This window comes from Rathayibacter sp. AY1B4 (genome assembly GCF_002932815.1).
Taxonomy (GTDB): domain Bacteria; phylum Actinomycetota; class Actinomycetes; order Actinomycetales; family Microbacteriaceae; genus Rathayibacter.
The window spans coordinates 124,395-147,463 of sequence record NZ_PSWN01000007.1 but is presented as its reverse complement, the minus strand read 5'-3'; the positions used below and the strand labels follow the sequence as shown (position 1 = coordinate 147,463).

Genomic DNA, 23,069 nt, shown 5'->3' with positions numbered 1-23,069 from the left:
GAGCCGGGAGGGGTTGAGGAAGCGGGCGCGGAGTGGCAGGGCCGCGCGGTCGGGAGCGAGAGAGCTGCACGACCTCCGCTGAGACGCGGCCCGCCGTCTCGGGGCGGGGAGCCCCTTCTCAGCCGACGCCGGCGCGCGACCCGCGGACGCCCGGCCCGCCGCAGCCGTCCCGCACAGCACGTCATCCCTCTCCGGTGCCGTCCGGCGGTACCCTGCCCGCATGCGCCTGCGCCAGGTCGTCCTCGACACGGAGGACGCCCGCGCCCTCTACGCCTTCTACCTCGCCCTGCTCGGCGGCGAGTACCGCCCCGGCGACGAGCCGCCCGCGGACGGCTCGGACGACGAGGCGGAGTGGGTCGCGATCGTCACCGCCGACGGCGCGAAGCTCACGTTCCAGCGGGTGGCCGCCCTGCCGCGCGCGACCTGGCCGGAGGGGCCCGTCCCGCAGCAGCTGCACCTCGACTTCATGGTCGCGGACGCCGACGAGCTCGACCGGCAGAAGACCCGGGCGCTCGCTCTCGGCGCCGAGCTGATCGAGGACAGGAGCGAGGACCCGGAGGAGGCGCTCCACGTCCTCGCCGATCCGGCCGGCCACCCGTTCTGCGTCTTCGTCGCGCCCGACTACCCGGCGGAGTAGGGGCGCGCGGCTTCAGCGAGTCGCACGCGTCGGATCACATGCCGGTGATCGTGACCGTCGTCGTCGCGGCGATCACCGCGGCTCCCGTGACGCTCGCGGCGGTTCCCGCGAGGACGGCGGCGGCCGCCGGCCCTGCCCAGTGCTGCGCCGCGAGCGACCGGATCGCCTGCCGGTCCGGGATGCCGGGCCTCGGCGAGAGCGCTCCGGCCGCGTCGAGCAGGCCGATGAGCGCCGCGTCCGACGGAAGGGGAGCCGTCCGAGCCGCGAGGACCTCGGCGACCCGGATCCGCAGCCGCTCGTCCTCCGCCGGCTCCACGGCGGCGACCCGCTCGAGGAGGGCGGCATGCAGCTCCCTCCGCGTGAGGCGGGCGATCCACCAGGAGACGCTGCGCGGTGCTCGCTCCGCTGCGATCCACCCGAGTGCCCCGTCGAGCACGGCGTCCCCGAGCGCGGACCGCTCCGGCCCGAGGGCGACGGCTCCGGCGTCCACCTCGACGCGCCGCTGGAGGGAGAGCTCCGCGAGGACGGAGGCGGCCAGGACGGTGTCGAGAGCGCCCGACGAAGCCGCGGGCCGCCCGTCGCTCCGCCGCAGCAGGAGGAGGAGCGCGACGGGGAGGGGCGGCTGCCCGGCTCCGGGGGGCGCAGCTGCCGGCGGGGTGGTGGGAGCGGGCTGTTCCGAGGAGTTCCGTGTCGAGTCGTCCATCCCTCGAGCCTGGCACCCGACCCGTCGAGACCGCATCCGCCGGGCGACGGGTCCTCCGTCGTCCGACCGATCGACCGGCCGGACACGCCCGAGAGCCCACGTCGCGCCCCGAAGCGGACCGCTCCTCCGCCACATCGGGCGTCAGACCACCCCCGCCGCCGTTCCCGACACGATCAGGTCGGCGCGGTCGCGGGTGGCCTCGATCAGCAGCGCGTTCCGCCCGTCGACCTCGGAGGCCCAGGCGGAGGCCGCCTCGGGGGCGCGGCCGAAGGAGACGTGGCGGTCGACCAGGCGCTCGAAGCGCTCGGTCTCGGGAGTCGCGCAGAACCAGGCCTCGTCGAACTCGGCGCGCAGCAGCGCCCACGGGCCCTCGTCGACGAGGAGGTAGTTGCCCTCCAGCACGACGAGCGACGCGGAGGGGTGCACGGCCAGCGCGCCGGCCACTCCCTCGTCGACGGTCCGCTCGAAGGTGGGCGCGTAGACGACGTGGTCGGTCTCGGCGCGCAGCCTCCGCACCAGGGCGAGGAAGCCCCAGCCGTCGAACGTGTCGAGGGCGCCCTTGCGATCGTGGCGGCCGAGCTCGTCGAGCGTGGCGTTGGCGAGGTGGAAGCCGTCCATCGGCACGAAGGCGGCGGTCCCCTCCCCCGCGAGCTCGTTCGCGCGGGCGACCACGGCCCGGGCGAGCGTGGTCTTGCCGGCCCCGGGGCTGCCGGCGATCGCGACGATCGCGCGGCGGCCCGGCGAGGTCAGCGCGAGCGCGCGCCCGGCCAGCTCGTCGAGACCGGGCCGCACCGCGTCGGGCGCGACCTCGGTCTCAGGCCTCGCCACGGCTGCTCTCCAGCGCGTTCACCAGGAAGCCGTGGGCGTGGCGGGCGAGCGCGGGGCCGTCGTTCCAGAGGTTCCGCCACACGGCCAGGTCGTTCGAGAGGGTCGGCGAGACGACGGCCGACGAGAACGACTCGAAGGTGATGGGTCCGCGGTAGTCGATCGCGGCGAGGGCGTGGAAGAACGTCGTGAAGTCGAGGTGGCCGCTGCCGAGGTAGCCGCGGTGGTTCTCGCCGATGTGGACATACCCGAGACGATCCCCGACCAGCAGCACCGGGCGGAAGAAGTCGTCCTCCTCGATGTTCATGTGGTACGTGTCCAGGTGGATCAGGACGTTGTCGGCGCCGATGTCGTCGGCGAGGCGCAGGGCGTCCGCGGCGGTGTTGATGACGTTGGTCTCGTAGCGGTTGCAGATCTCGAGGCCGAGGGTCATGCCCTTCGTCGAGGCCTCGGCGGCGAGGTCGGTCAGCACCGAGACGACGTTCGCGCGGCCCGCGGCCGAGAGGGGCGCGCTGTACTTCCCGAGCGCGCTGTAGAGGGCGCCGGTGAAGTGGGTGCCGCCGAGCGCATGCGTGGTCTCGAGGGAGTCGGCGAGCAGCTTCGCGCCGCGCGCCACAACCTCCGGGTCGTCGCTGGAGACGTCGGCCGAGAAGGCGAGGCCGCGCGAGCAGACGATGCCGAGGTCGTTCGCCTCGAGGGCGGCGCGAGCGGAGGCGGTGTCGAGGTTCTGCACGTCGTGCAGCGAGAGCTCCAGCAGGTCGAATCCGGCCGCCTTGGTCTGCTCGATCGTCGCGGTCACTTCGTCGGGGGTGGTGCCGCCGGCGAAGACGAGGGCGTGCACTCCGAGAGGGTTGGTGGTCATGGTGGTGCTCCTTGGTTCGAGAGGTTCAGGGGCGGCGTCGGGCCGCGGGGTCGGTGTCGAGCAGGTCCGCGAGGAACGCGTGGCCGGAGATCGCGAGGGCGACGGGGTCGTGCCAGAGCTCGCGCCAGAGGCCCATGCCCTCGGCCGAGGCCGGGGGCTGGACGGCGGGCGAGAAGCTCTCGAGGGTGAGCGGACCGCGGTAGCCGGAGTCGGCGAGCGCCGCCGCGAGCCCGGTCCAGTCGGTGCTCCCGGTGCCCAGCTCTCCGCGGTGGTTCTCGGAGGCGTGGAGGTAGCCGAGCAGGTCGCCGGCGTCGCGGACGGCGCTCGCGAGGTCGACCTCCTCGAGGTGGGCGTGGAACGTGTCGAGATGCAGGAGCACGTTCGGCGCGTCGAGCTCGCGGAGGAATGCGGCGGTCTGGGCGGCCGTGTTCAGCAGGTTGCTCTCGTAGCGGTTCACGTACTCCGCTCCGACGACGACGCCGGCGGGAGCGGCGGCCGCGGCGACCCGCCGCAGCACGTCGAGCGAGCGCGAGCGGGCAGCCGCGTCGGCCGCGTGCTCGTACTTGCGCATGGCCGAGTAGGTGACTCCGCCGACGTACCGCGCGCCGATCGCCTCGGCGAACCGCACGGCCGCCAGGAGCCGCTCCTCGCCGCGGCCGGCCGTGGCCTGGTCGGTGATGTCGGAGTCGGCGTCCAGCGCGAGCGAGACGACCGCGTCGATCCCGTGCTCGTCGAGCAGGTCGGCGGTCCACGCGGAGGCGTCGGGGTCGGCGGGAGCCGGGATCTCGATCAGGTCGAAGCCGATCGAGGCGGCGGCGCCGATCGCGCGGCGCCCCGACTCCGGCGTCCAGTCGCCGACGAGCAGGCCCGCGTGGACCCCGATCGGCGACGAGCGCTCCGTGCTCCCGCGGTGCAGGAACTCGGGGTGCATCAGGCGGCCTTCGCGCCCGTGATCAGCGAGACGAGCTCGTCGCCGCTGGTCTCGGCGGTACGGCGGCCGGCGACGGCGAGGCCCGCGCGCATCACCCACACCTGGTCGCTCAGGCGCATCACCTGGTCGAAGTTGTGGCTGATCAGCAGCACGGCCACTCCGGCGTCGCGCAGCTTGAGGATGATCTTCTCGACGCGCGCCGTCTCCTGGACGCCGAGCGCCGCGGTCGGCTCGTCCATGATCACGATCTTGCTGCCCCAGCCCGCGGCCCGGGCGATCGCGACCGCCTGGCGCTGGCCGCCCGAGAGGCGGCGGACCTTGCTGGTGACCGGCGGGACGTTCACGGCGAGGTCGCCGAGCAGCTCCTGGGCCGTCTTCTTCATCTGCGTGCGGTCGAGGAACCGCACCCCGGGCACGCCCTTGGTGAGCTCGCGGCCGAGGAAGAAGTTCTGCCACACGGTCAGGTCCTCGACCAGGGCGAGGGTCTGGTGCACCGTCTCGATGCCGCCGTCCCGCGCGCCGAGCGGAGTGGTGAAGTGCACCACGTCGCCGTCGAGGGTGATGGTGCCGGAGTCGGCGGGGTGCACCCCGGAGAGGCAGCGGACGAGGGTGGACTTGCCCGCGCCGTTGTCGCCGATCAGGGCGGTGATCTCGCCGCGGCGCATCGACATCGACGCTCCCTTGAGAGCGTGGACGCCGCCGAAGGACTTCTTGATGTCCCGCGCTTCGAGCAGGATGTCGCTGGTCATGGCTGGGCTCACTTCTTCTGGTAGCGGGTGATGAGGGCGGCGAGCACGACCACCAGGCCGACGGCGAGGGGCTGGTAGAACTGCGAGACGCCGAGCAGGGTCAGGCCGTTGGTCAGCGCGGTCAGGAGGAACGCTCCGATGATCGGGCCGACGATCTTGGCCTTGCCGCCGGTGAGGCTCACTCCGCCGAGCACGACGGCCGCGATGGAGTTGAGCAGGTACTGCGTGTTGATGGCCGGCTCCGCGGCGCCGACGCGGGCGACGAGGAGGAGCGAGCCGACTCCGGCGAGGACGGCGGCGATGATGTACACCGCGATGCGCACGCGTCCGGCCTTGATGCCGTTGGCGACCGCGCTCTCCTCGTTGCCGCCGACCGCCTGCACGTGCAGGCCGAAGCGGGTGCGGAACATGACGACCCAGGCGACGACTCCGATGACCGCGGCCAGGATGATCGGGTAGCCGATGATCCCGATCGAGCCGGTGGTGAGGCGGAGCAGCTCGGGGCTGCCGACCGTGATCGGCTTGCCGTCGGAGACGATCAGCGCGAGGCCGGTCGCCACCGAGAGCGTGCCCAGTGTCGCGATGAAGTCGGTGACCTTGCCCTTCGCGATCAGGAAGCCGTTGATCACTCCGATCAGCCCCGCGAAGAGCAGGGCCGCGAGCGCCGAGAGCCAGAAGCCCCAGCCGGCGCTCCAGCCGATGCCGAAGCCGACCGCTCCGACGGTCATCGTCGCCGAGATCGAGAGGTCGATGCCGCCGGTGGTGATGACGAAGGACTGGCCGATCGAGAGGATGACCAGGATCGCGGCGGCGACGAGCATCGCCTTGATGTTGCCGAGGCTGAGGAACGTCGGCGTCGCGATCGAGAACACGATCACCAGGGCGACGAGCCCGATCGGTGCGGCGTTCTCGGCCCAGAAGCTGAGCTGACGGAGGTTCGCCAGCAGCGGGGAGGCGCTGGCCGGGGGTCGGGCGGTGACTGAGGTCATGGTCGCTTCCTGGGTTGCCATGGGCGGGAGGTCCTACTTGCTGGGGACGAGCGCGGCGAGCGGGTTGTCGAACTCCTCGAACGGCTGGGGGAAGGCGCCGAGGGCCTGCTCCGCGGTCTCGGAGGTCACGAGTGCGGTGGGCGACTCGATCTCGGCGGGGATCTCCTCGCCGGCGCCGACGGCCTCGCACGCCTGCACGCCGAGCTGGCCGATCGCGTAGGGGTACTGGGCGACGGTGGCGGTGAGGCCGCCGTCCTTCACCGACTGCAGCGCGTCCTCGTTGCCGTCGACGCTGACCACCTGGACGGAGCCGGTGAGGCCCGCGTTCTCGACGGCCTTGACGATGCCGAGGCCCATGTCGTCGTTCGCGGCGAAGAACGCCTTCACGTCGGGGTTCGCGGCGAGGATGTCGGTCGCCTTGGTCAGCGCGACCTCGCGCTTCCAGTCGGCCGCGGCCTCCTGGACGACGGTGAGGTCGGAGCCGATCGCGGCGGTGAAGCCGTCGACGCGGGCGGCGCTGGTGACGTCTCCCGAGACTCCGCCGATGACGGCGACCTCGGAGCCGGCGGGCAGCTGCTGCAGGAGGAAGTCGCCGGCCTTGCCGCCCGCGGCCTCGTTGTCGGTGCCGATGTAGGTGGTGACGTCGAGGTTCGCGGCCTCGACCGCGTCGGGGTCGAGCGGGCTGTCGATGTTGACGATCGTCTTGCCGGTGGCGGAGGCGAGGGCCTGCACCAGGTTCGTGCCGCTGATCGGGTTGACGATGAGGCAGCCGAAGTCCTGGCCGGCGACGGTGGTGAGCTTGTCGGCCTGGCCGGTGGTGTCGCCGATGTCGGCGGCGGCCTGCACCGAGACGTCCACGGAGTCGTCCTTCGCGGTGTCCTCGATGCCGTTCTCCATCGCCTGGAAGAAGGGGTTGTCGAGGCCCTTGATGACCGCGGCGACCTTGGTCGATCCGGAGCCGCCGGCGGCCGTGTCGCCACCCGAGGCGCAGCCGGTGAGGAGGAGTGCGAGGGCGCCGACCGGTGCGAGAACCGGGAGGAGGCGGCGTGCTGTGCGGTTCATCGTCATCCTTGAGGATCAGTGGCACCACTGCGTGCCGGTGTGTGAAAACTACCGGGGCTTTCGCGTTACCGCAATACGAAAGTCGGGGAACTTCAGGTTTCCCGTCGGCAGGCATGTACGCTGACCGTGACAAGAAGGGGAGCGATGACGGGGTACTCCACCGGCGAGGCCGGTTCGCACGTGGCCGACGTCCTCGCGCTGTTCCGCGAGCAGGGCGAGGTCTCGCGCAACGCGGTGATGGAGCAGACGGGGCTCTCCCGCTCCACCGTCAACCAGCGCCTCGCGACCCTCGTGGAGCTCGGCCTGATCGCCCCCACCACCGGCGGCGAGTCGACCGGCGGGCGCCCCTCGAGCATGTTCGCGATGAACCTGGTCGGCACGGTGTTCCTCACCGCCGACATCGGGGCGAGCGGATTCGTCGCCGCCGCCTGCGACCTGCGCGGCACCCCCCTCCGGCACGAGAGCGGCGTCGTCGACGTCTGGGAGGGGCCGGACGCCGTGCTCTCGCTGGTGATCGCCGCGTTCGAGCGGCTGCAGCAGGGCGACGCGGTCGCCGGCATCGGCGTCGGAGTCCCGGGGCCGGTCGAGTTCGCCGCCGGGCGCGTGCGCAACCCGCCGATCATGACCGGCTGGGACGACTTCGACATCGCCGGCTACTTCGCCGAGCCGTACGAGGGCGTGCAGGTCGTCATCGAGAACGACGCGAACGCCCGCGCCCTCGCCGAGTCGCGCCACCACGGCTCCGACAACCTGATCAGCCTGAAGCTCGGCACCGGCATCGGCTCGGGCCTCGTCTTCAACGGAGCGACGATCCGCGGAGCCGTCGGCGCGGCCGGCGACATCGGCCACACCCGCGCGGTCACGGGCACGGTCGACGCGGATCCGCTGCCCTGCCGCTGCGGCAACGCCGGCTGCGTGGAGGCGTATGCGAGCGGCTGGGCCCTCGTCCGCGACCTCTCGGCCGACGACCCCTCGATCAAGCACGTCGCCGACGTCACGGCCCGCGTGCTCCGCGGCGACATGCGCGCCACCCAGGCGGTGCGCCAGGCCGGCCGCGTCCTCGGCGAGGCGGTCGCCGACCTCGTCAACATCCTCAACCCGCGGACCATCGTGATCTCGGGCCAGCTCGGCGACTGCGGCGAGGTGCTGATGTCGGGCCTGCGCGAGCGCGTCTACCTGCGCACCCACCCGCTCGCCACGCGGCACCTGACCATCCACACGTCGGACCTGGGCGAGCTGGCCGGCGTGATCGGCCTCGCCCTGACGACAGCCGACCAGGTCTTCAGCCGCGAGCGCTTCGACCGCGAGGCGAGCGCCGAGAGCCCCCGCGCGGCGGCCGCCGCGAGCTGAGCGGGAGCGGGTTCAGTGACGCAGGGTCGCGGCGATCCGGCAGAGCACCTGGACGTGGGACGGGGCCTCGGGGTTCACCTTCTCGGCGACCGCCTCGACCTCCCATCCGGACGCCATGAGCGCGGCGACCTCACCGCACAGCCAGTCCGGCACCCATCCGATCCGCTCGCCGGACACCGAGGCCACCTCGTAGGCCTCCGGGTTGCGGAGGTTCGAGGCGTCGGGCACGAGGACCAGCCCGTCGCCCTGCTCGAGAGGCAGCACCGGAAGCGGGAGCTCGGCCCGATGGCGGACTCCCGACACGAAGAAACGACTGATGAGGGTCTGCGCGGTGCGGAGAGGCTTCTCCACGACATGGAAGGTGTCGGTCGCTCGCGCCGCGCCGGTCCGGACCATGATCTCGACGGGGAGGTCGGGGGACGCCGCCTCGAGACCGAGCCACCCCAGGTACTCCTCGTACGAGCCGCGCTCGGACGACATCACCCTGTTGGCGAAGAACGGCGGAAGGGACGAGCTCCGGTACTCCGCGTCCACACGGGGGAACTCCGCGAGCGGGAAGAAGTCCTCGTCGGCGACAGCCGCCGGCTCGTACCGGAAGAGGAAGCCGTCGACCCCGACGGACAGCACCGCCGCGCGGAGGAATCGGCGAGTACGAGGGTTCTGCCAGACGAGCAGCAGCTCGCGGACACCAGGGGTCGGACGCGGCGCCGGTCGATCAACGAGGAGAGTCATCGAGGATCCTCCTCCGTGTCGCTGCCAGCAGTCCTTCCGTGAAACTAGCGCACGTCTCCGACATCAGGGTCGGAGGCACCGCCGCGAGGACCTCGCGGACTGCAGAGGGATCGACCGCTCGGAGGCGAGCAGGCCAGAACGCCTGCGCCTCCGGAGAGGCCGCCGCGAGGGCCTCCGCTGCGAGGTCGACCAGCAGCGGTCTCCCGGCGAAATGGTGACTCCTTCCTCTCCGCACCCACCGGTCGAAGAGAGCCTCATCGGCGAGGCAGGCGGCGCGCTTCTCCTCGGTCTCCTGGAACCCGAGGGCGTTGCCGTGATCGAACGAGGGCGAGAGGGTCCGATGACCGCGTCCGGCGATGACGGCCCAGTTCTCGTCGTGTCGATCCCGTCCAGCTACCCAGGCATCGAACAGCAGGTAGCCCGCCCACACGTCGAAACCGCTCAGTCCGGCGACGGCGTCGAAGCCTGCAGGAGCGTCGACGCCGTCGAGAGCACGTCTCACCGCATCGACGGTGTAGCGGTCGTTGGGCCGCCTCCGAGCGTGGTCGTAGTGGCGATCGGAGTGGCGCAGCAGGCTGTTCCCGATCTCGAGGCTCTGGATCTGCTCGCGCTCGATGACGTTCCTCGACATGATTCCGCGCCGACCGCCCACCGTCGCAGGTCGGATCTCCGCGCACGGGACGTCGAGCATCCGCGCGAGATGGAACGACACCCACTCCGCCCAGTCCTCACCGCGGGTCTCGTCTCCTCGATGGCGGGCGAACTTGAAGAGCCACAGATCGCCGTCGGCGACGAGCCAGAACTTCTCCTTCGTCCCCATCGGCTCGTCCGACCACCCCTCGTCGAAGGCGCGCTCGATGGTCGTCGACTCCCACTTCGGCTGCATCCGGTCACGGTAGCCCGCGTGCTGCCGGCCGCGGCGGTCCTGTCGCGTCTCGCGGCCGCGACCCCCTCCGGCCCGCGCACTGTTACGCCCGGCGACGAAGGGTTACGCCGGGCGACGCGGGCCGGGACGGGCGGGCCCGCGGTGCTCCATCATCGTGTCCGGGACGACGCGGAGAGGCCGCGGCCGCCCGACCCCTCCGAAGGAACGCGATGATCCGGCTCGAGCAGCTCAGCAAGTCGTACGGTCCGGCGACCGTGCTCGACCGCCTCGACTTCTCGGTCGCGACCGGCGAGATCTTCGCCGTCGTCGGCCCGAGCGGTGCGGGCAAGAGCACGCTCGCCGCCTGCGTGAACCTCCTGGAGCGGCCCACCTCGGGCACGGTCGTCGTCAACGGGGAGGCGCTCTCGCAGCTCTCGGAGGAGCGGCTGCGCGTCGCCCGCCGCCGCATCGGCACCGTCTTCCAGTCCGACGGACTCTTCAGCCGCCGCACGGCCGAGCAGAACGTGGCCCTGCCGCTGGAGTACCTCGGCGTCACCGCCGCCGAGACGAAGCGCCGCGTCGCGGAGCTGCTCGAGCGCGTCGGCCTCTCGGACCGCGCGCGCTACTACCCGCACCAGCTCTCCGGTGGTCAGCGCCAGCGCGTCGGCATCGCCCGCGCGCTCGCCCTCCGCCCCTCGGTGCTGCTCTCGGACGAGGCCACCTCGGGCCTCGACCCCGCCTCGACCACCGCGATCACCACGCTCCTGAAGGAGCTGCGCGACGACCTGGGCCTCTCGATCCTCTTCATCACTCACGAGATGGAGACGGTGCGCCAGGTGGCCGACTCCGTCGCCCGCCTCGACCACGGCCGCATCGTGGAGTCAGGCCGTCTCGTCGACCTGCTGCGCGACCCCGCGTCCCCGCTCGGCCTCGCCCTCAACCCGGTGCGCCCCTCCGTCGCGCCCGGCCCGGGTCTGGGCGAATGGGTGGTGGGCTACTCCCGCTCCGGAGTGCCGACCGACTGGGTCACCCGGCTCGCGGAGGCGGTCGGCCCCGTCTCGCTGCTCGGCGCGGCGATCGAGACGGTGGACGGGCAGGCGGTCGGCCACGCGACGATCGGGCTCGGCCCGGTCGATGAGGCGCGGCTCACCCGTGCGGCGGCCGAGCTCGGCCTGTCGGTCCGGCCCGCCGGCGTGCGCGTCCTCGCCGAGGAGGTGGCGGCATGATCCTCCACCTCGACAACAAGGTCCCGCTCGAGCAGATCCCCGCGCTGGTGCTGCCGGCGCTCGGCGAGACGCTGATCATGGTCGGCATCGTCATGGCGATCGTGGTGCTGGTCGGCGTGCCGCTGGGCGCTCTCGTGCACAACCTCGCTCCGGGCGGGCTGGCCGAGAACCGGGCCGCCAACCAGGTGCTCAGCGCCGTCATCAGCGTCGGCCGCTCGCTGCCGTTCCTCATCCTGATGGCGTCGATCATGCCGTTCACGCGCCTGATCACCGGCACCAACATCGGGATCGCGGCCGCCGTCGTGCCGATGTCGATCGCGGGGATCGCCTTCTTCACCCGGATCGTCGAGAACGCGCTGCGCAGCGTGCCGCTCTCGCTCACCCGCGTCGCCCGCGCCTCCGGAGCGTCGCGGCTGCAGGTGGTGCGGACCGCCCAGCTCAGCGAGGCGGTGCCGCAGATCATCGGCGGCCTGACGATCAACACGATCGCGATGATCGAGTACTCGGCGATCGCCGGCACGATCGGCGCCGGCGGCATCGGCTACGTCGCGGTGACCTACGGCTACCAGCGCTTCGACACCACCGTCATGCTCGCCACCATCGTGATCCTGGTCGCCACCGTCGCGACCGTGCAGCTCACCGGCGACGCCCTCGTCCGCGCGACCACGCCGGGCGCCTCCCGCTCGCGGCGAGCGCCGCGGGTCGCGGCCGCCGTCTAGAACCACTCCTCCTCCTACGCCCTCGGGCGTCCCTCCCGCGCGCCCGCGCACCCCCTCTTCGAAAGGCACCGCCATGTCCACTCCCGACGACCTCGGATTCGATCTCAAGAAGAAGCGCCGCTGGCCCTGGATCGCCGGAGCGGCCGTCGTCGTGGTCGGCGTCGCCTCCGCGATCGCCGTCCCGCTCCTCTCCCCCGCCGTCTCGGCCAACGAGCAGGAGGGCGCGACGCTCTACGTCGCGACCGCCGAGGGCAACGCCTCCGAGCAGGCCCTGGTCGACTTCGTCGCGAAGGAGGTGGCGCCGCGCTACGGCATCACCGTCGCCTTCAAGGGGCTCTCCGACAGCAACACCATCAACCGCGCGGTGAGCGAGGGCGAGGTCGCGGCCACGGTCTATCAGCACAAGCTCTGGCTGGGACAGGTGCTCGAGGCCAACCCCGACTTCGAGGAGGAGGCGGCCACCCCCGTCTTCCGCTGGGGCTTCGGGCTCTGGAGCGACAAGTACTCCGACGTCTCCCAGATCCCCGACGGCGGCACGGTCTCGCTCTACTCCGACCCCGCCAACGAGGCGCAGGGCCTCTGGCTGCTGCAGAACGCCGGCCTGATCACGCTGAAGCCGGGCACGGAGCCGGGCACCGCGACCCAGGACGACATCGCCGAGAACCCGAAGAACCTGCAGTTCACGCTGCTCGACTTCGCCGCCCAGTCGCGCGCCCTGCCGGACCTCGACGCGGCCGTCGGGTACACCGAGTACTACCTCGCCGCCGGCATCCCGATCGAGCAGCAGATCTTCGCCCCGCAGGCCCCCGACGACTTCGCCGGGCAGCTCACCATCGGCTCGAAGTACCGCGACACCGAGAACGTGAAGAAGCTCGTCCAGGCCTTCCAGGATCCGGCCGTGCAGGAGTTCCTCGCCACGGACGAGACGGTGAAGGGGATCCTGCTGCCGATCGACGGCTGAGCAGGGCCGGAGCGACGGGGTCGCCTGAGGAGTCGCGCGCGGCTTCTCGGGCGACTCGGCGTCTGCGGACGTAGCGTGGGCTCATGAACACGTTCACTCTCCACAACGGTGTCGAGATCCCCGCCCTCGGACTCGGCGTCTTCCAGACTCCGCCCGACGAGACCCGCGCCGCCGTCGCCGCCGCGCTCGACGCGGGGTACCGGCACATCGACACGGCGGCGGCCTACGGCAACGAGCGCGAGGTGGGCGAGGCGATCGCCGGCCGCGACGACGTCTTCCTCGAGACGAAGGTGTGGATCAGCGACTACGGCTACGACGAGACGCTGCACGCCTTCGACAAGAGCGCGGGCAAGCTCGGCGTCGAGCGGATCGACCTGCTGATCCTGCACCAGGCCCTGCCCGAGGCCTTCGACCGCACCCTCGACGCCTACCGGGCGCTCGAGCGGCTGCTCGCCGACGGGAGGGTGCGGGCGATCGGCGTGAGCAACTTCATGGTCGAGCACCTCACCCGCCTGCTCGCCGAGACCGACGTCGTCCCCGCGGTGAACCAGCTCGAGGTGCACCCGTACTTCCAGCAGCGGCGGGTCGAGCGCTTCGGCTGCGAGAACGACATCCTCACCCAGGCCTGGTCGCCGATCGGCGGCATCACCGCCTACCGCGACTCCCCGCGCCGCAGCTTCGACGACCCGGTGCTCCTCGAGCTCGGCGCCAAGTACGGGAAGACGGCCGCGCAGGTGATGCTGCGCTGGCACCTCCAGGAGGGCCGCCAGGTCATCCCCAAGTCGACCCGCCCCGAGCGCATCGCCGAGAACATCGACGTGTTCGACTTCGCGCTCTCCGGCTCGGAGCTCGCCCGGATCGACGCCCTCGAGGCCGGCGTGCGCGGCGGACCGGAGCCCGAGGCCGTGACGCTGGAGGCGTACGGCCGCGACATCCCCGAGGCGTGAGGAAGGCGCCCGCGACGGGAACACCGGAGCCGTCGCGGGCGTTGCCCTCACCATGAGCGTTCCCCTCTCCATCCTCGACCTCGCCCCCATCGCCCCCGGTGAGACCGCTCGCGACAGCTTCGCCGCCTCCGTCGCCCTGGCCCAGGAGGCCGAGCGGAACGGCTACCGCCGCGTCTGGTACGCCGAGCACCACAACATGGCGAGCATCGCCTCCAGCGCGACCTCGGTGCTCATCGCGCACGTCGCCTCGCAGACCTCCACGATCCGCCTCGGCTCCGGCGGCGTCATGCTGCCGAACCACTCCCCGCTCACCATCGCCGAGCAGTTCGGCACCCTCGAGACGCTGCACCCGGGCCGGATCGACCTCGGACTCGGCCGCGCCCCCGGCAGCGACCAGGCGACCTTCCGCGCGCTCCGCCGCGACCCCGACTCCTCCGAGCGCTTCCCGCAGGACGTGCTGGAGCTGCAGGCGTTCCTCGCCGGCGAGTCCCGCATCCCCGGAGTGAGCGCGACGCCCGGTGCCGGCACCCGCGTCCCCCTCTACATCCTCGGCTCCTCGCTCTTCGGCGCGCAGCTCGCGGCCGCGCTGGGCCTGCCGTACGCGTTCGCCTCGCACTTCGCTCCGGACGCGCTGCACCAGGCCGTCGCGGAGTACCGCCGCGGCTTCCGCCCCTCCGAGCAGCTCGACGCGCCCTACGTGATCGCCGGGATGAACGCCATCGCCGCCGACACCGAGGAGGACGCGCAGGAGCAGTTCGCGCAGATGAAGCGCGCCCGCCTGATGATGCTGCTGCGCCAGAGCGGGCAGATCCCCGTCGGCCAGACCTTCGACGACGAGGAGCTCGACGCCCTGCTCAGCGCCCCGATCGGCGCCCACGTCGCGAGCATGACCACCTACACCGGTGTCGGCACCGGCGACCAGGTGGCCGACTACGCCGCCGACTTCGCGCGCTCCGCCGACGCCGACGAGGTCATCGTCGCCCACGCGTCGCTGCAGACGGAGGCGCGCCTGCGCTCGGTCGCGCTCCTCGCGCAGTCGAACGCGCGCGTCGCCGCCTGACGGGCGGCCCAGTCCGTCGACGCCGCCGCACGGGCCCCGTGCGCGACCGGGGCCGCGCATCGGCGGGCGTGCGGCGCGCATCGGCGGACTCCTGTGAAAGTGAGCCTCTAACGGGGGCCACCTCTCAGGGCACGACCCCGGGAGGAGCGCGTCCGCGGTGCCAGGCTGAGCCCTGTGTCGACGATGACGGGCAAGCGGCGTGAGCCCGGGGACAGCCCTGCGCGGTCAGCGGCCCTGCTGCTGCGGGTCTGCGCGGGCGACCGGACCGCCTTCCGGCAGCTCTACTCGCTCACCGCGGGCCGGGTCGTCTCCGTCGCGGACGCCGTGCTCGACGACCGCGCCGCAGCCGAGGAGGTCGCGCAGGAGGTCTACCTCGAGCTCTGGCGCACCGCGCGCTCGCTCGACCCGGGCCGTCCCGTGCTCGCCTTCCTGGCCCAGGTCGCGCACCGCCGTGCCGTGGACCGCGCCCGGGCGGACCGGTCGGCGCGGCGCCGGGAGCTGCAGTACACGGTCCTCGACCGGCCGCGCGATCACGAGTGGGAGCGCTCGGACGTCCGGTTGGCCCTGGCGCCCGCGGCCGGCGCGATCCGGCAGCTCGCCGCCATCCACCACGACGTCCTCTACCTCGCCTACGTCCGCGGGTACAGCCACTCCGAGATCGCGGAGGAGCTGTCGATCCCGCTCGGCACCGTCAAGACCCGGCTGCGCGACACCCTCATCCGCCTGCACACCCACCTGCAGTCCGCCGGCCCGGCGGATCCGGACGGCGGACCGGGACGGCGCATCCGGCACTGACCGGTGGCGCGGACGCCTCTACGCGACCGGGGTCGCACGCTTCAGGACCGTGTCCGGCCCGCTCAGCCCGCCTGCGTCGCGCCCGAGACCGCGAGCCCGACGATCACCGTGAGCACCGTCGTCCACAGCGCGATCGCGACGCCCTGCCAGAGCAGGATCCGCCCGCGGCCGACTCCGGCGCCCGCCAGCATCACCGCGGTGAAGTGCGTCGGGAGCAGCAGCGGCCCCAGCAGGCTCACGCCCGGGACGCCGTAGCGGGTGAAGGCCCGCTGGAACTTCTCGCGCCGCGGAGTCGTCCGCTTCGCCTCCGAGCGGCCCGTGATCGCCGAGCGGACGCCGGTGCCCAGCAGCACGAGCAGCGCCACGCAGACGAAGTTGCCGATCGCCCCCGCAAGCCCGGCGACGACCGGGTGGATGCCGCCGATGATCCCGATGCTCGCCGCTCCCTCGCCCTCGATGAAGGGGACGGCCCCGGCCGCGGCGACGACGAGGGGCTGCACGAGCTCGGGAACGCGGCCGATCAGGTCCTGGAATCCGAGGATCGCGTCGCTGATGATCGTCATGGTCGTGCCTTCCGGTTCGTGGCCCCGGCTCTCGGGACTCCTCCATCCGACCGTGTCCGCGCCCGCTGCGGCAGTGCCGCCGGGTCACCGCGTCCCGGGAGGATCGACGGCCCGAGGGGTGACAAGTGTCATGGTCGTAGCCTGGGCCGCATGGTGAACTCGACCGAGGCGGATCCGCCCGTGCGCGCGGGCCGCGGCGTCGCCGTGACCTGGTGGTACACCCTCGCGTCGGCCGCCTCCTTCGTGGTGATCGTCCTGGCCGTCTGGTCCGTGGCGGTGCTGAGCGCCGAGGCCGAGGAGTGGCGGAAGGGCGCCTACTTCCTGGGTGCGGCCGCCTGGGTCGCGGTGTTCTCGCCGACCGCGCTCGCGTACCGGCGCGCCGACCGCGAGGGCCCGGTGCGCCTCCGGGCTGTGCCGACCCTGGTCTTCGGCCTCGGAGTGGCGGCCGCGGCGCTCACCGGCACGGCCGCCGGGAGCCTCGCGCTCGGGCTCTCGCTCGCCGCGACCCTGGTCGCCGTGCTGCCCTGGCAGAGCGGGGTGCGGCTCCGGGTGATGGTGCTCTGCACGATCGTCCTCGCGGTCGCGGCGGTGCTCGAGCAGACACGCGCGGCGCCGGACGCGTCGGCCGCGCTCTCGACCCTCCTGCTGTTCGCGACGCTGCTGCCCCTGACGGTCGTCAGCGCGCTGTGGTGGTGGGACATCGTCCGCGAGCTCGACCGGGCGCGCGCCGCCGAGGGCCGACTCGCCGCCGCGCAGGAGCGCCTGCTGCTCGCCGGCGACGTGCACGACCTCCAGGGGCACCACCTCCAGGTGATCGCGCTGCAGCTCGAGCTCGCCGAGCGCCTCCTCGGCAGCGACCCGGAGGCCTCTCTCGAGCAGCTGCGCGCCGCCCGGCGCTCGGTCGACGGCGCCCGCACCGGCACCCGCGAGCTGGCGACGCGCTTCCGCAGCGTCCCGCTCGCCGACGAGCTGGCCAACGCTGCCGACCTGCTCCGCTCGGCCGGGCTCCGCGTCGAGCTCGAGGTCGACCCGGCGGCGGCTCACGCGCCGGCCGAGACGCTCGGGCCGGTGGTCCGCGAGACGACGACCAACATCCTCAAGCACGGCGGCGGCTCCAGCGCGCGGCTGCGGCTCGCGCGGGAGCAGGACGAGTGGCGGTTCGAGGCGGTGAACGACCTGGCACCGGACGCGGAGGAGGCGGACGGGACCGGCTCGGGCGTCCTCGGCATGGCGGAGCGGGTCGAGCGCGCGGGCGGGACGCTGCGCGCCGGGGCGGTCCGCCGCTCCTTCGAGCTGGACGCGCGCCTGCCGGTGGGGAGCGACTCGTGATCCGGGTGCTGATCGCCGACGACGAGGACATGATCCGCACGGCGCTGGCCGCGCTCCTCCGCCTCGAGGAGGACCTCGAGATCGTGGGCGAGTGCCGCGACGGCGAGCAGGCGGTCGCGGAGGCGCTGCGCCTGCAGCCCGACGTGTGCCTCTTCGACGTCGAGATGCCCGGGCTCGACGGGATCGAGGCGGCGGAGCGGCTGCGCCGGGTCTCGGCGACGCGCGTCGTGGTCGTCACCCGGCACGCGCGGCCGGGGGTCCTGCGGCGAGCGCTCGGAGCGGGCGTCAGCGGCTTCCTGCCGAAGTCGCGCCGGGTCGAGGACGTCGCCGAGGTGATCCGCCAGGTCGCGAGCGGACGCCGCTACGTCGATCCGGAGATCGCCGCCGACGCCCTGGCGAGCACGCGCAGCCCGCTGACCGACCGCGAGCTCGACGTGCTCAGCGCCGGCTCCCGCGGCGAGACGATCGGCGAGATCGGCGCGGCGCTGCACCTCTCCTCCGGCACCGTTCGCAACCACGTCTCGTCGATCCTGCGCAAGCTCGACGTCGACACCCGCCAGCGCGCGGTCATCGAGGCCCGCGAGCGCGGCTGGATCTGAGCGCGGGCGCCGCGACGGCAGCCACTACGCAGGAGTCGTCGCACTCGCGCTCGAGTGCGACGACTTCCGCGTTCTCGCGAGCGGTGCCCGTCAGGCCGTCGGCGTCCAGATCCGCATCGTCGACGGTCCGCGGTTCGCCCAGCGGTGGTACGGCCGGAACTCCGCCTCGAAGCGGCGCCCCTCCTCCACCGGCACGGAACCGTAGGGCCAGCCGGGAGCCGCCTCCCGCGCCACGAGGGACACGCGCGCTCCCTCCGCCGTCACGACGGGCGGCACCGAGGCGTCGACCGCGATGTGCTCGGTGTCCAGGCCCTCGGGCAGGTCGAGCGACTCGATCGCCAGCACGAACGGCCCGCGCTCGAGGGCGACCTGGCCGCGCACCGCGTCGATCCGGGGATGCGGGGCGACGAAGCGGGCCGTCATCGGCAGCGAGAGCCGCACGGTGTCGCCGGCGGAGAACGCCCGGCGGACAGTGACGGTCGGCGTCGAGACCGGCTCGCCGTCGAGCAGCGCCGAGCCCCGCGCGAACGGCGGCACCCGCAGCGTCAGCGCGAACTCCGCGTCCTCGAGGATCCGCACGACGATCTCGCCGTCGGCCGGGTACTCCGTCTCGACGCGCAGCGCGACGCCTCCGGTGCGCACCTCGTACGCGCCGTACTGGTGGAGCTGCACCCCGTCGTCGGTAGCGGTCGCGAAGCCGAGCTCCACGCTCGCCAGGGTGCGGGCGGTGTTGGTCGGGCAGCACGAGACCCAGAACCAGGGCGCGCGGAGGCTGGACTGCGCGCGGTCGGTCTCGCGCGACTCGTCCGGAGCCACTCCGTCGACGCGCTGCTGCAGCGTGTTCGTGTAGAAGAAGGCGCGGCCGTCCTCGCGGGTCGCGGGGAGCACCGCGTTCAGCAGCGTCCGCTCCATCAGGTCCGCGTAGCGGGGCTCGTTCGAGCCGAGCAGGAGCCGCCAGCTGAGCATCGTGGAGCCGATCGCCGCGCAGGTCTCGGCGTAGGCGCGGTCCGGCGGCAGCTCGTAGTCGGCGCCGAACGCCTCGTCCTGGTGGTGCGAGCCCATCCCGCCCGTGACGTAGGTGCGCCGCTCGACGGTCGCCTCCCACTGGCGGCGGACCGCCTCCTCCAGCTCGGCGTCGCCGGTCTCGACCGCGACATCGAGAGCCCCGGAGGCGAGGTAGAGGGCCCGCACCGCGTGGCCGCGCAGCACCTCCGCGTCGCGCACGGGCACGTCGTCCTGGAAGTACTCGGCGCCGAACGCGATCGGCTTCAGCGTCCCCGTCCCGCGCCGCTCCACGAACAGGCGGGCCAGCTCGAGGTAGCGCTCCTCCCCCGTCGCCCGCGCCAGCTCGGCGAGCGCCGGCTCGATCTCGGGGTGGCCGCACACGGCGACCCTCCCCTCGGGCCCGAACTCGCGGTGCACGTGGTCGGCGAGCCGTCGGGCGACCTGCGGCAGGAGGTCGTCGTGCCCGGTGCGCAGCCGCGCCACGGCGGCCTGGATCAGGTGCCCGAAGCTGTACAGCTCGTGGCCCCACTCCAGGTCGGAGTAGCGCGCACGCTGGCCGGGCCGGCCGAAGCTCGTGTGCAGGTAGCCGTCCGGGTCCTGGGCGGAGGCGACCCGCGCGACGAGGTCGTCGTACCGCTCCTGCAGCCCGGCGTCGTCGCTCCGGCCGAGCTCCCAGGCCATGGCCTCGAGGAGCTTGTAGACCTCGGAGTCGACGAACTCGATGCCCGCGTGCACGTCGCCGCCCTCGGCGGACGAGATCGAGCCGTCGGCAGCGCGGTCGAAGTTGCCGGCCCAGCCGACGCGCTCGATCCACGAGCGGCAGTGCTCGATGACGGCGGAGGAGTTGAGGTCCTGGTAGTGCTTCCAGAAGCCGCCGGTGAGGCGGATCTCGTCCTGGCGCAGCGGCCGGAGCACGCTCCGCGAGGGGGCGACCGGGCCGCCGAGGGCGGTGGCGGTGGGGGCGGTGAGGGTCACGGTGTCTCCTTGGAGGGACGGGTCAGTCCTTGACGGCGCCGGCGGTGACTCCCGCCGAGACGTACCGCTGGGCGACGACGAGGAGGACGGCGGCCGGGAGCGAGGCGACCACGGCGGTCGCCATGATCGAGTTCCACTCCTGGTTGTTGTTGCCGATGTACTTGTAGATGCCGAGGGTGATCGGCTGGAGCTTCCCGCCGCTGTCGAGCGTCGAGGCGAAGATGAAGTCCGACCAGGCCCAGAGGAACGCGAACAGCGAGACGGTGACGACGGAGTTGCGGCTGATCGGCATGATCACCGAGGTGAAGGTGCGCCAGGCGCTCGCTCCGTCCATCCGGGCCGCCTGGGTGAGCTCGTCGGGGATCCCCGACATGAAGGCCGTGAAGATCAGCACGCCGAACGGCACCGCGATGGTGGAGTCGGCCACGATCAGGCCCGGGATCGAGTTGAGCAGTCCCAGGTTGAGGTAGATGGCGTAGAAGCCCATCGCCATGATGATCGCCGGGATCATCTGCGCGATCAGCAGCACGAACGAGAGGGCCTGCCCGCCGCGGGGCCGCAGCTTCGCCAGCGAGTAGGCGGCGGGAGCGGCGATCGCCACGGTCAGCAGCACCGTGCCGAGGCCGACGACGAGGCTGGTGCCCAGGTAGGGCAGCTGCTCGCTCAGCACCGCCTGGTAGCCGGTGAACGTGGGAGCGAACGGGAACCAGTCCGGCGGATCCTTCCGCATCGAGCCGGTCGGAGTGAGGGAGACGTTGATCATCCAGTAGACGGGGAACAGCATGACCGCCGTGAGGGCGATCCCGACCACCGTCAGGTACCAGGGGCGTCGGGCGGTCACGAGTCGGCCTGCTTCCGCTGGACCCGGATGTACACGAGGCCGAAGACGAGGGCCAGGATGATCAGCAGGTTGCCGACGGCCGCGGCCGGTCCGAAATCGGGCAGCATCGAGCCGAAGCCGAGCTGGTACGTCCAGGTGGCGAGCGTGGTCGAGGAGTCGGCGGGGCCGCCCTTCGTCATGATCCAGATGATGTCGAACACCTTCAGCGTGTAGACGAGGCCGAGCAGGATCGTGATCGCCGACACCGGCCGCAGCAGCGGCAGCGTGATCCGCCAGAACTGCTGGGCGCCGGTCGCGCCGTCGAGCGAGGCCGCCTCGTAGAGGTCCTGCGAGATGTTCTGCAGGCCGGAGTAGAGGATCACCAGGTTGAACGGGATGCCGATCCAGATGTTCGCGATCAGGACCGCGATCAGCGAGGTGGTCGGCGAGGTGAGCCAGTTGATCTGGCCGATCCCGAACGACTCCAGGAACGCGTTCACGATGCCGGAGTCGCTGTTGAGCATCCATGACCAGGTCGAGGCCGAGACGATCAGCGGCAGGAGCCACGGCACCAGGAACAGCGCCCGGAGCGTGCTCGCGAGCGGGAAGCGGCGGTAGAAGAACACGGCGAGCGCCAGCCCCAGCGTGAACTGGAAGAGGAGCGAGACGCCGGTGAAGACCGCCGTGTGCAGCAGCGCCGGGCCGAAGGTCGCGTCCTGGAACACCTGGACGTAGTTGTCGAACCAGACGAAGGGCGCGTTCCCCTGCACGAACGAGCGGACCGTGTAGTCCTTCAGGCTCAGCTCGAGGTTGCGGTACAGCGGGAACGCGTAGAAGACGAGCAGGTAGGCGACGAGCGGGGCGAGGAACGCCCACGCGACCAGACGGCCGCCCTCGGGGCGCCAACGGCGCCGACGGCTCTCGGCGGCCGGGGCGGGCGGGGCCGGCGGCTCGGTGCCGCGCCGCAGGAGGCGGGCGGTCTCGGTGGCAGTGGTCATGGTCTCTCCCGTCCCCCCGGCCGGTGCGCGGAGCACCGGCCGGAGGGACCTCGTTCGGGGAGCGGGAGCCCCCGGTCGTCCTACTTCGTGGCGGATTCGGCGGCCGACTGGGCGGCCTTCAGGGCGTCCTCGGGAGACTGCGAGCCGCTGAGCACGGTCTGCACCGCGCCCCACAGCTGCTCCGAGATCTTCGGGTACTTCGTGCCGAGGTCGTCCGAGGTGCGGCCCTTCGCGGCCTGCACGGCGGTGACCCACGGCTCGAGGTCGGCGTTGCCGGCGACCTGCTCCTGCTGCGCCTCGGCCGTCGGCGCGATGTACGAGAGCGTGTTGTCGGTCGTGACCAGGCTCTCCGTCGAGGTCAGGCACTCGGCGATCTGCTTCGAGGTCTCGTAGCGCGCCGTGTCCGACTGCACCGGGAGGGTGAGGAACTCGCCTCCGGTCGGTGCGGGGGCCGCTCCGCCGTCCTTCGACGGGATGGTCAGGACGCCGTAGTCGATGCCCGAGGCCTTCGCGTTGGCCAGCTGCCAGGTGCCGTTCTCGCCGAAGGCGTACTCGCCGGTCTCGAACTCCTGCCAGCTCGTGGTCTGCGTGTTGCCGATCACGGAGTTGGGCGCGTAGCCCTTCTCGAGCCAGTCGCTCCAGAGCGAGACGGCGTCGACCGCGGCGGGCGAGTCGAGGTCGGTCAGCTCGGCGCCGGAGCCCCAGAACCACGGCAGGAACTGGAAGGTCCCCTCCTCCGTGCCGATGCCGGAGAACGTGATGCCCTTGCCGCCGGAGGCGGTGACCTTCTCGAGCGCGTCGGTCAGCCCGGCCCAGTCGGTGATGGAGGCGGCGTCCACGCCGGCCTTCTCGAGCACGGCCTTGTTGTAGTACAGCGCGAGCGTGTTGGCGCCGATCGGCACGCCGAAGGTGTCGCTGCCGGTCTGGCCGGCCGCGAGGATGTTCGCGTCGATCCCCTCGGTGGAGAGCCCGGACTCGGCGGTCGTGGTCAGGATGCCCGACTCCGCGAGCGTCGAGACCACGGGGTTGTCGACGAGCAGGAGGTCGGGCGAGTTGCCCTGCTGGCCGGCGAGCAGCGCCTTGTTGGTCAGGTCGGTGGTGTCGTAGCCGGTGCGCTCGACGGTGACGCCGGCCTCGGTCCCGCAGGAGTCGATGAGCTTCGCCCAGTCGGACGACTCGTCGAACTGGGGGTACGGGTCCCAGAACGTGTAGCTGCCTCCCGCGGCGGAGCCGGAGTCTCCCCCGGAGCCGCTCGCGCAGCCGGTCAGTGCGGCGGCGGCCGTCCCCAGCAGGACGGCGGCGGCGAGGCCCCGAGCGTGCTTCCTCGTCTTCACGGATGATCCCTTCGTCGTTGACGGATTCCTCGG

General features: G+C 72.4%; 24 protein-coding genes. 10 read left to right on the top strand and 14 right to left on the bottom strand.

Features of this window, described 5'->3' with window-relative positions; all coding sequences use genetic code 11:
• Positions 1-220 precede the first annotated feature (220 nt).
• Positions 221-637: a VOC family protein gene (locus C5D66_RS06940; protein ID WP_104274626.1), complete on the top strand. Its 417-nt coding sequence runs from the start codon at positions 221-223 to the stop codon at positions 635-637.
• A 34-nt stretch (positions 638-671) separates the two neighbouring features.
• Here the strand turns inward: C5D66_RS06940 and C5D66_RS06935 are convergent, their stop codons facing one another.
• The 7 genes from C5D66_RS06935 to C5D66_RS06905 form a co-directional block, all read right to left on the bottom strand.
• A complete protein-coding gene (locus tag C5D66_RS06935) occupies positions 672-1,340 on the bottom strand; it encodes a GPP34 family phosphoprotein (RefSeq protein WP_181067893.1) in 669 nt (222 codons plus the stop codon).
• A 141-nt stretch (positions 1,341-1,481) separates the two neighbouring features.
• Positions 1,482-2,168, bottom strand: a complete 687-nt coding sequence (locus tag C5D66_RS06930; RefSeq protein ID WP_208543338.1) for a nucleoside/nucleotide kinase family protein — start codon at positions 2,166-2,168, stop codon at positions 1,482-1,484.
• The gene (locus C5D66_RS06925; RefSeq protein ID WP_104225811.1) at positions 2,155-3,027 is read right to left on the bottom strand and encodes a sugar phosphate isomerase/epimerase; all 873 of its coding nucleotides are present in this window, start codon (positions 3,025-3,027) and stop codon (positions 2,155-2,157) included. The genes C5D66_RS06930 and C5D66_RS06925 overlap by 14 nt, the downstream gene beginning before the upstream one ends.
• Positions 3,028-3,052: 25 nt before the next feature.
• On the bottom strand, positions 3,053-3,958 hold the full coding sequence (locus C5D66_RS06920) for a sugar phosphate isomerase/epimerase (RefSeq protein ID WP_104274598.1): 906 nt from the start codon (positions 3,956-3,958) through the stop codon (positions 3,053-3,055).
• Positions 3,958-4,707 carry an ATP-binding cassette domain-containing protein gene (locus tag C5D66_RS06915; RefSeq protein ID WP_104222715.1) on the bottom strand — a complete coding sequence of 250 codons (750 nt, stop codon included), beginning with the start codon at positions 4,705-4,707 and terminating at the stop codon, positions 3,958-3,960. Before C5D66_RS06915 ends, C5D66_RS06920 begins: the two co-directional genes overlap by 1 nt.
• Before the next feature lie 8 nt (positions 4,708-4,715).
• Positions 4,716-5,696, bottom strand: a complete 981-nt coding sequence (locus tag C5D66_RS06910; RefSeq protein ID WP_104222714.1) for an ABC transporter permease — start codon at positions 5,694-5,696, stop codon at positions 4,716-4,718.
• Between the two features lie 33 nt (positions 5,697-5,729).
• Entirely contained in the window at positions 5,730-6,758 is a 1,029-nt protein-coding gene (locus C5D66_RS06905; RefSeq protein WP_104222713.1) for a substrate-binding domain-containing protein, read from the bottom strand.
• 144 nt (positions 6,759-6,902) lie between these two features.
• Between C5D66_RS06905 and C5D66_RS06900 the strand changes: the two genes are divergently transcribed.
• On the top strand, positions 6,903-8,108 hold the full coding sequence (locus C5D66_RS06900; protein ID WP_104225808.1) for an ROK family transcriptional regulator: 1,206 nt from the start codon (positions 6,903-6,905) through the stop codon (positions 8,106-8,108).
• 12 nt (positions 8,109-8,120) lie between these two features.
• Here the strand turns inward: C5D66_RS06900 and C5D66_RS06895 are convergent, their stop codons facing one another.
• Positions 8,121-8,840 carry an HIRAN domain-containing protein gene (locus C5D66_RS06895; protein WP_146084778.1) on the bottom strand — a complete coding sequence of 240 codons (720 nt, stop codon included), beginning with the start codon at positions 8,838-8,840 and terminating at the stop codon, positions 8,121-8,123.
• The gene (locus C5D66_RS06890) at positions 8,824-9,726 is read right to left on the bottom strand and encodes a hypothetical protein (RefSeq protein WP_104274107.1); all 903 of its coding nucleotides are present in this window, start codon (positions 9,724-9,726) and stop codon (positions 8,824-8,826) included. Before C5D66_RS06890 ends, C5D66_RS06895 begins: the two co-directional genes overlap by 17 nt.
• A 209-nt stretch (positions 9,727-9,935) precedes the next feature.
• Here C5D66_RS06890 and C5D66_RS06885 point away from each other — a divergent pair, with 209 nt between their 5' ends.
• From C5D66_RS06885 to C5D66_RS06860, 6 genes are all read left to right on the top strand, one after another.
• The gene (locus C5D66_RS06885; RefSeq protein WP_104222709.1) at positions 9,936-10,931 is read left to right on the top strand and encodes a methionine ABC transporter ATP-binding protein; all 996 of its coding nucleotides are present in this window, start codon (positions 9,936-9,938) and stop codon (positions 10,929-10,931) included.
• On the top strand, positions 10,928-11,650 hold the full coding sequence (locus C5D66_RS06880) for a methionine ABC transporter permease (protein WP_104274108.1): 723 nt from the start codon (positions 10,928-10,930) through the stop codon (positions 11,648-11,650). Before C5D66_RS06885 ends, C5D66_RS06880 begins: the two co-directional genes overlap by 4 nt.
• 73 nt (positions 11,651-11,723) lie before the next feature.
• Positions 11,724-12,611, top strand: a complete 888-nt coding sequence (locus tag C5D66_RS06875; protein ID WP_104257783.1) for a MetQ/NlpA family ABC transporter substrate-binding protein — start codon at positions 11,724-11,726, stop codon at positions 12,609-12,611.
• An 83-nt stretch (positions 12,612-12,694) separates the two neighbouring features.
• Positions 12,695-13,558 (top strand): aldo/keto reductase, encoded by an 864-nt coding sequence (locus C5D66_RS06870; protein ID WP_104222706.1) that lies wholly within the window; start codon positions 12,695-12,697, stop codon positions 13,556-13,558.
• A gap of 52 nt (positions 13,559-13,610) precedes the next feature.
• Positions 13,611-14,618, top strand: a complete 1,008-nt coding sequence (locus C5D66_RS06865; protein ID WP_104232972.1) for an LLM class flavin-dependent oxidoreductase — start codon at positions 13,611-13,613, stop codon at positions 14,616-14,618.
• Positions 14,619-14,801: 183 nt separating this feature from the next.
• A complete protein-coding gene (locus C5D66_RS06860; RefSeq protein ID WP_244229683.1) occupies positions 14,802-15,413 on the top strand; it encodes a sigma-70 family RNA polymerase sigma factor in 612 nt (203 codons plus the stop codon).
• A 62-nt stretch (positions 15,414-15,475) separates the two neighbouring features.
• On the opposite strand, the gene C5D66_RS06855 is transcribed toward C5D66_RS06860, so the two are convergent.
• Positions 15,476-15,976, bottom strand: a complete 501-nt coding sequence (locus C5D66_RS06855) for a small multidrug efflux protein (protein ID WP_104225805.1) — start codon at positions 15,974-15,976, stop codon at positions 15,476-15,478.
• A gap of 150 nt (positions 15,977-16,126) precedes the next feature.
• Between C5D66_RS06855 and C5D66_RS06850 the strand changes: the two genes are divergently transcribed.
• Together C5D66_RS06850 and C5D66_RS06845 are read left to right on the top strand one after the other, a co-directional pair.
• Complete coding sequence (locus C5D66_RS06850) at positions 16,127-17,305, top strand: sensor histidine kinase (protein ID WP_104274109.1); 1,179 nt, start codon at positions 16,127-16,129, stop codon at positions 17,303-17,305.
• Entirely contained in the window at positions 17,302-17,904 is a 603-nt protein-coding gene (locus C5D66_RS06845) for a response regulator transcription factor (RefSeq protein ID WP_104222701.1), read from the top strand. Before C5D66_RS06850 ends, C5D66_RS06845 begins: the two co-directional genes overlap by 4 nt.
• A gap of 90 nt (positions 17,905-17,994) precedes the next feature.
• Here the strand turns inward: C5D66_RS06845 and C5D66_RS06840 are convergent, their stop codons facing one another.
• The 4 genes from C5D66_RS06840 to C5D66_RS06825 all read right to left on the bottom strand — a co-directional run bounded on the left by C5D66_RS06840 (position 17,995) and on the right by C5D66_RS06825 (position 23,036).
• Positions 17,995-19,884: a glycoside hydrolase family 127 protein gene (locus C5D66_RS06840; protein WP_104274110.1), complete on the bottom strand. Its 1,890-nt coding sequence runs from the start codon at positions 19,882-19,884 to the stop codon at positions 17,995-17,997.
• Positions 19,885-19,906: 22 nt separating this feature from the next.
• On the bottom strand, positions 19,907-20,725 hold the full coding sequence (locus tag C5D66_RS06835) for a carbohydrate ABC transporter permease (RefSeq protein WP_104274111.1): 819 nt from the start codon (positions 20,723-20,725) through the stop codon (positions 19,907-19,909).
• Positions 20,722-21,702: a carbohydrate ABC transporter permease gene (locus tag C5D66_RS06830; RefSeq protein WP_104225802.1), complete on the bottom strand. Its 981-nt coding sequence runs from the start codon at positions 21,700-21,702 to the stop codon at positions 20,722-20,724. The genes C5D66_RS06835 and C5D66_RS06830 overlap by 4 nt, the downstream gene beginning before the upstream one ends.
• Positions 21,703-21,782: 80 nt before the next feature.
• The gene (locus C5D66_RS06825; protein ID WP_104247031.1) at positions 21,783-23,036 is read right to left on the bottom strand and encodes an extracellular solute-binding protein; all 1,254 of its coding nucleotides are present in this window, start codon (positions 23,034-23,036) and stop codon (positions 21,783-21,785) included.
• Between the last annotated feature and the right edge of the window lie 33 nt (positions 23,037-23,069).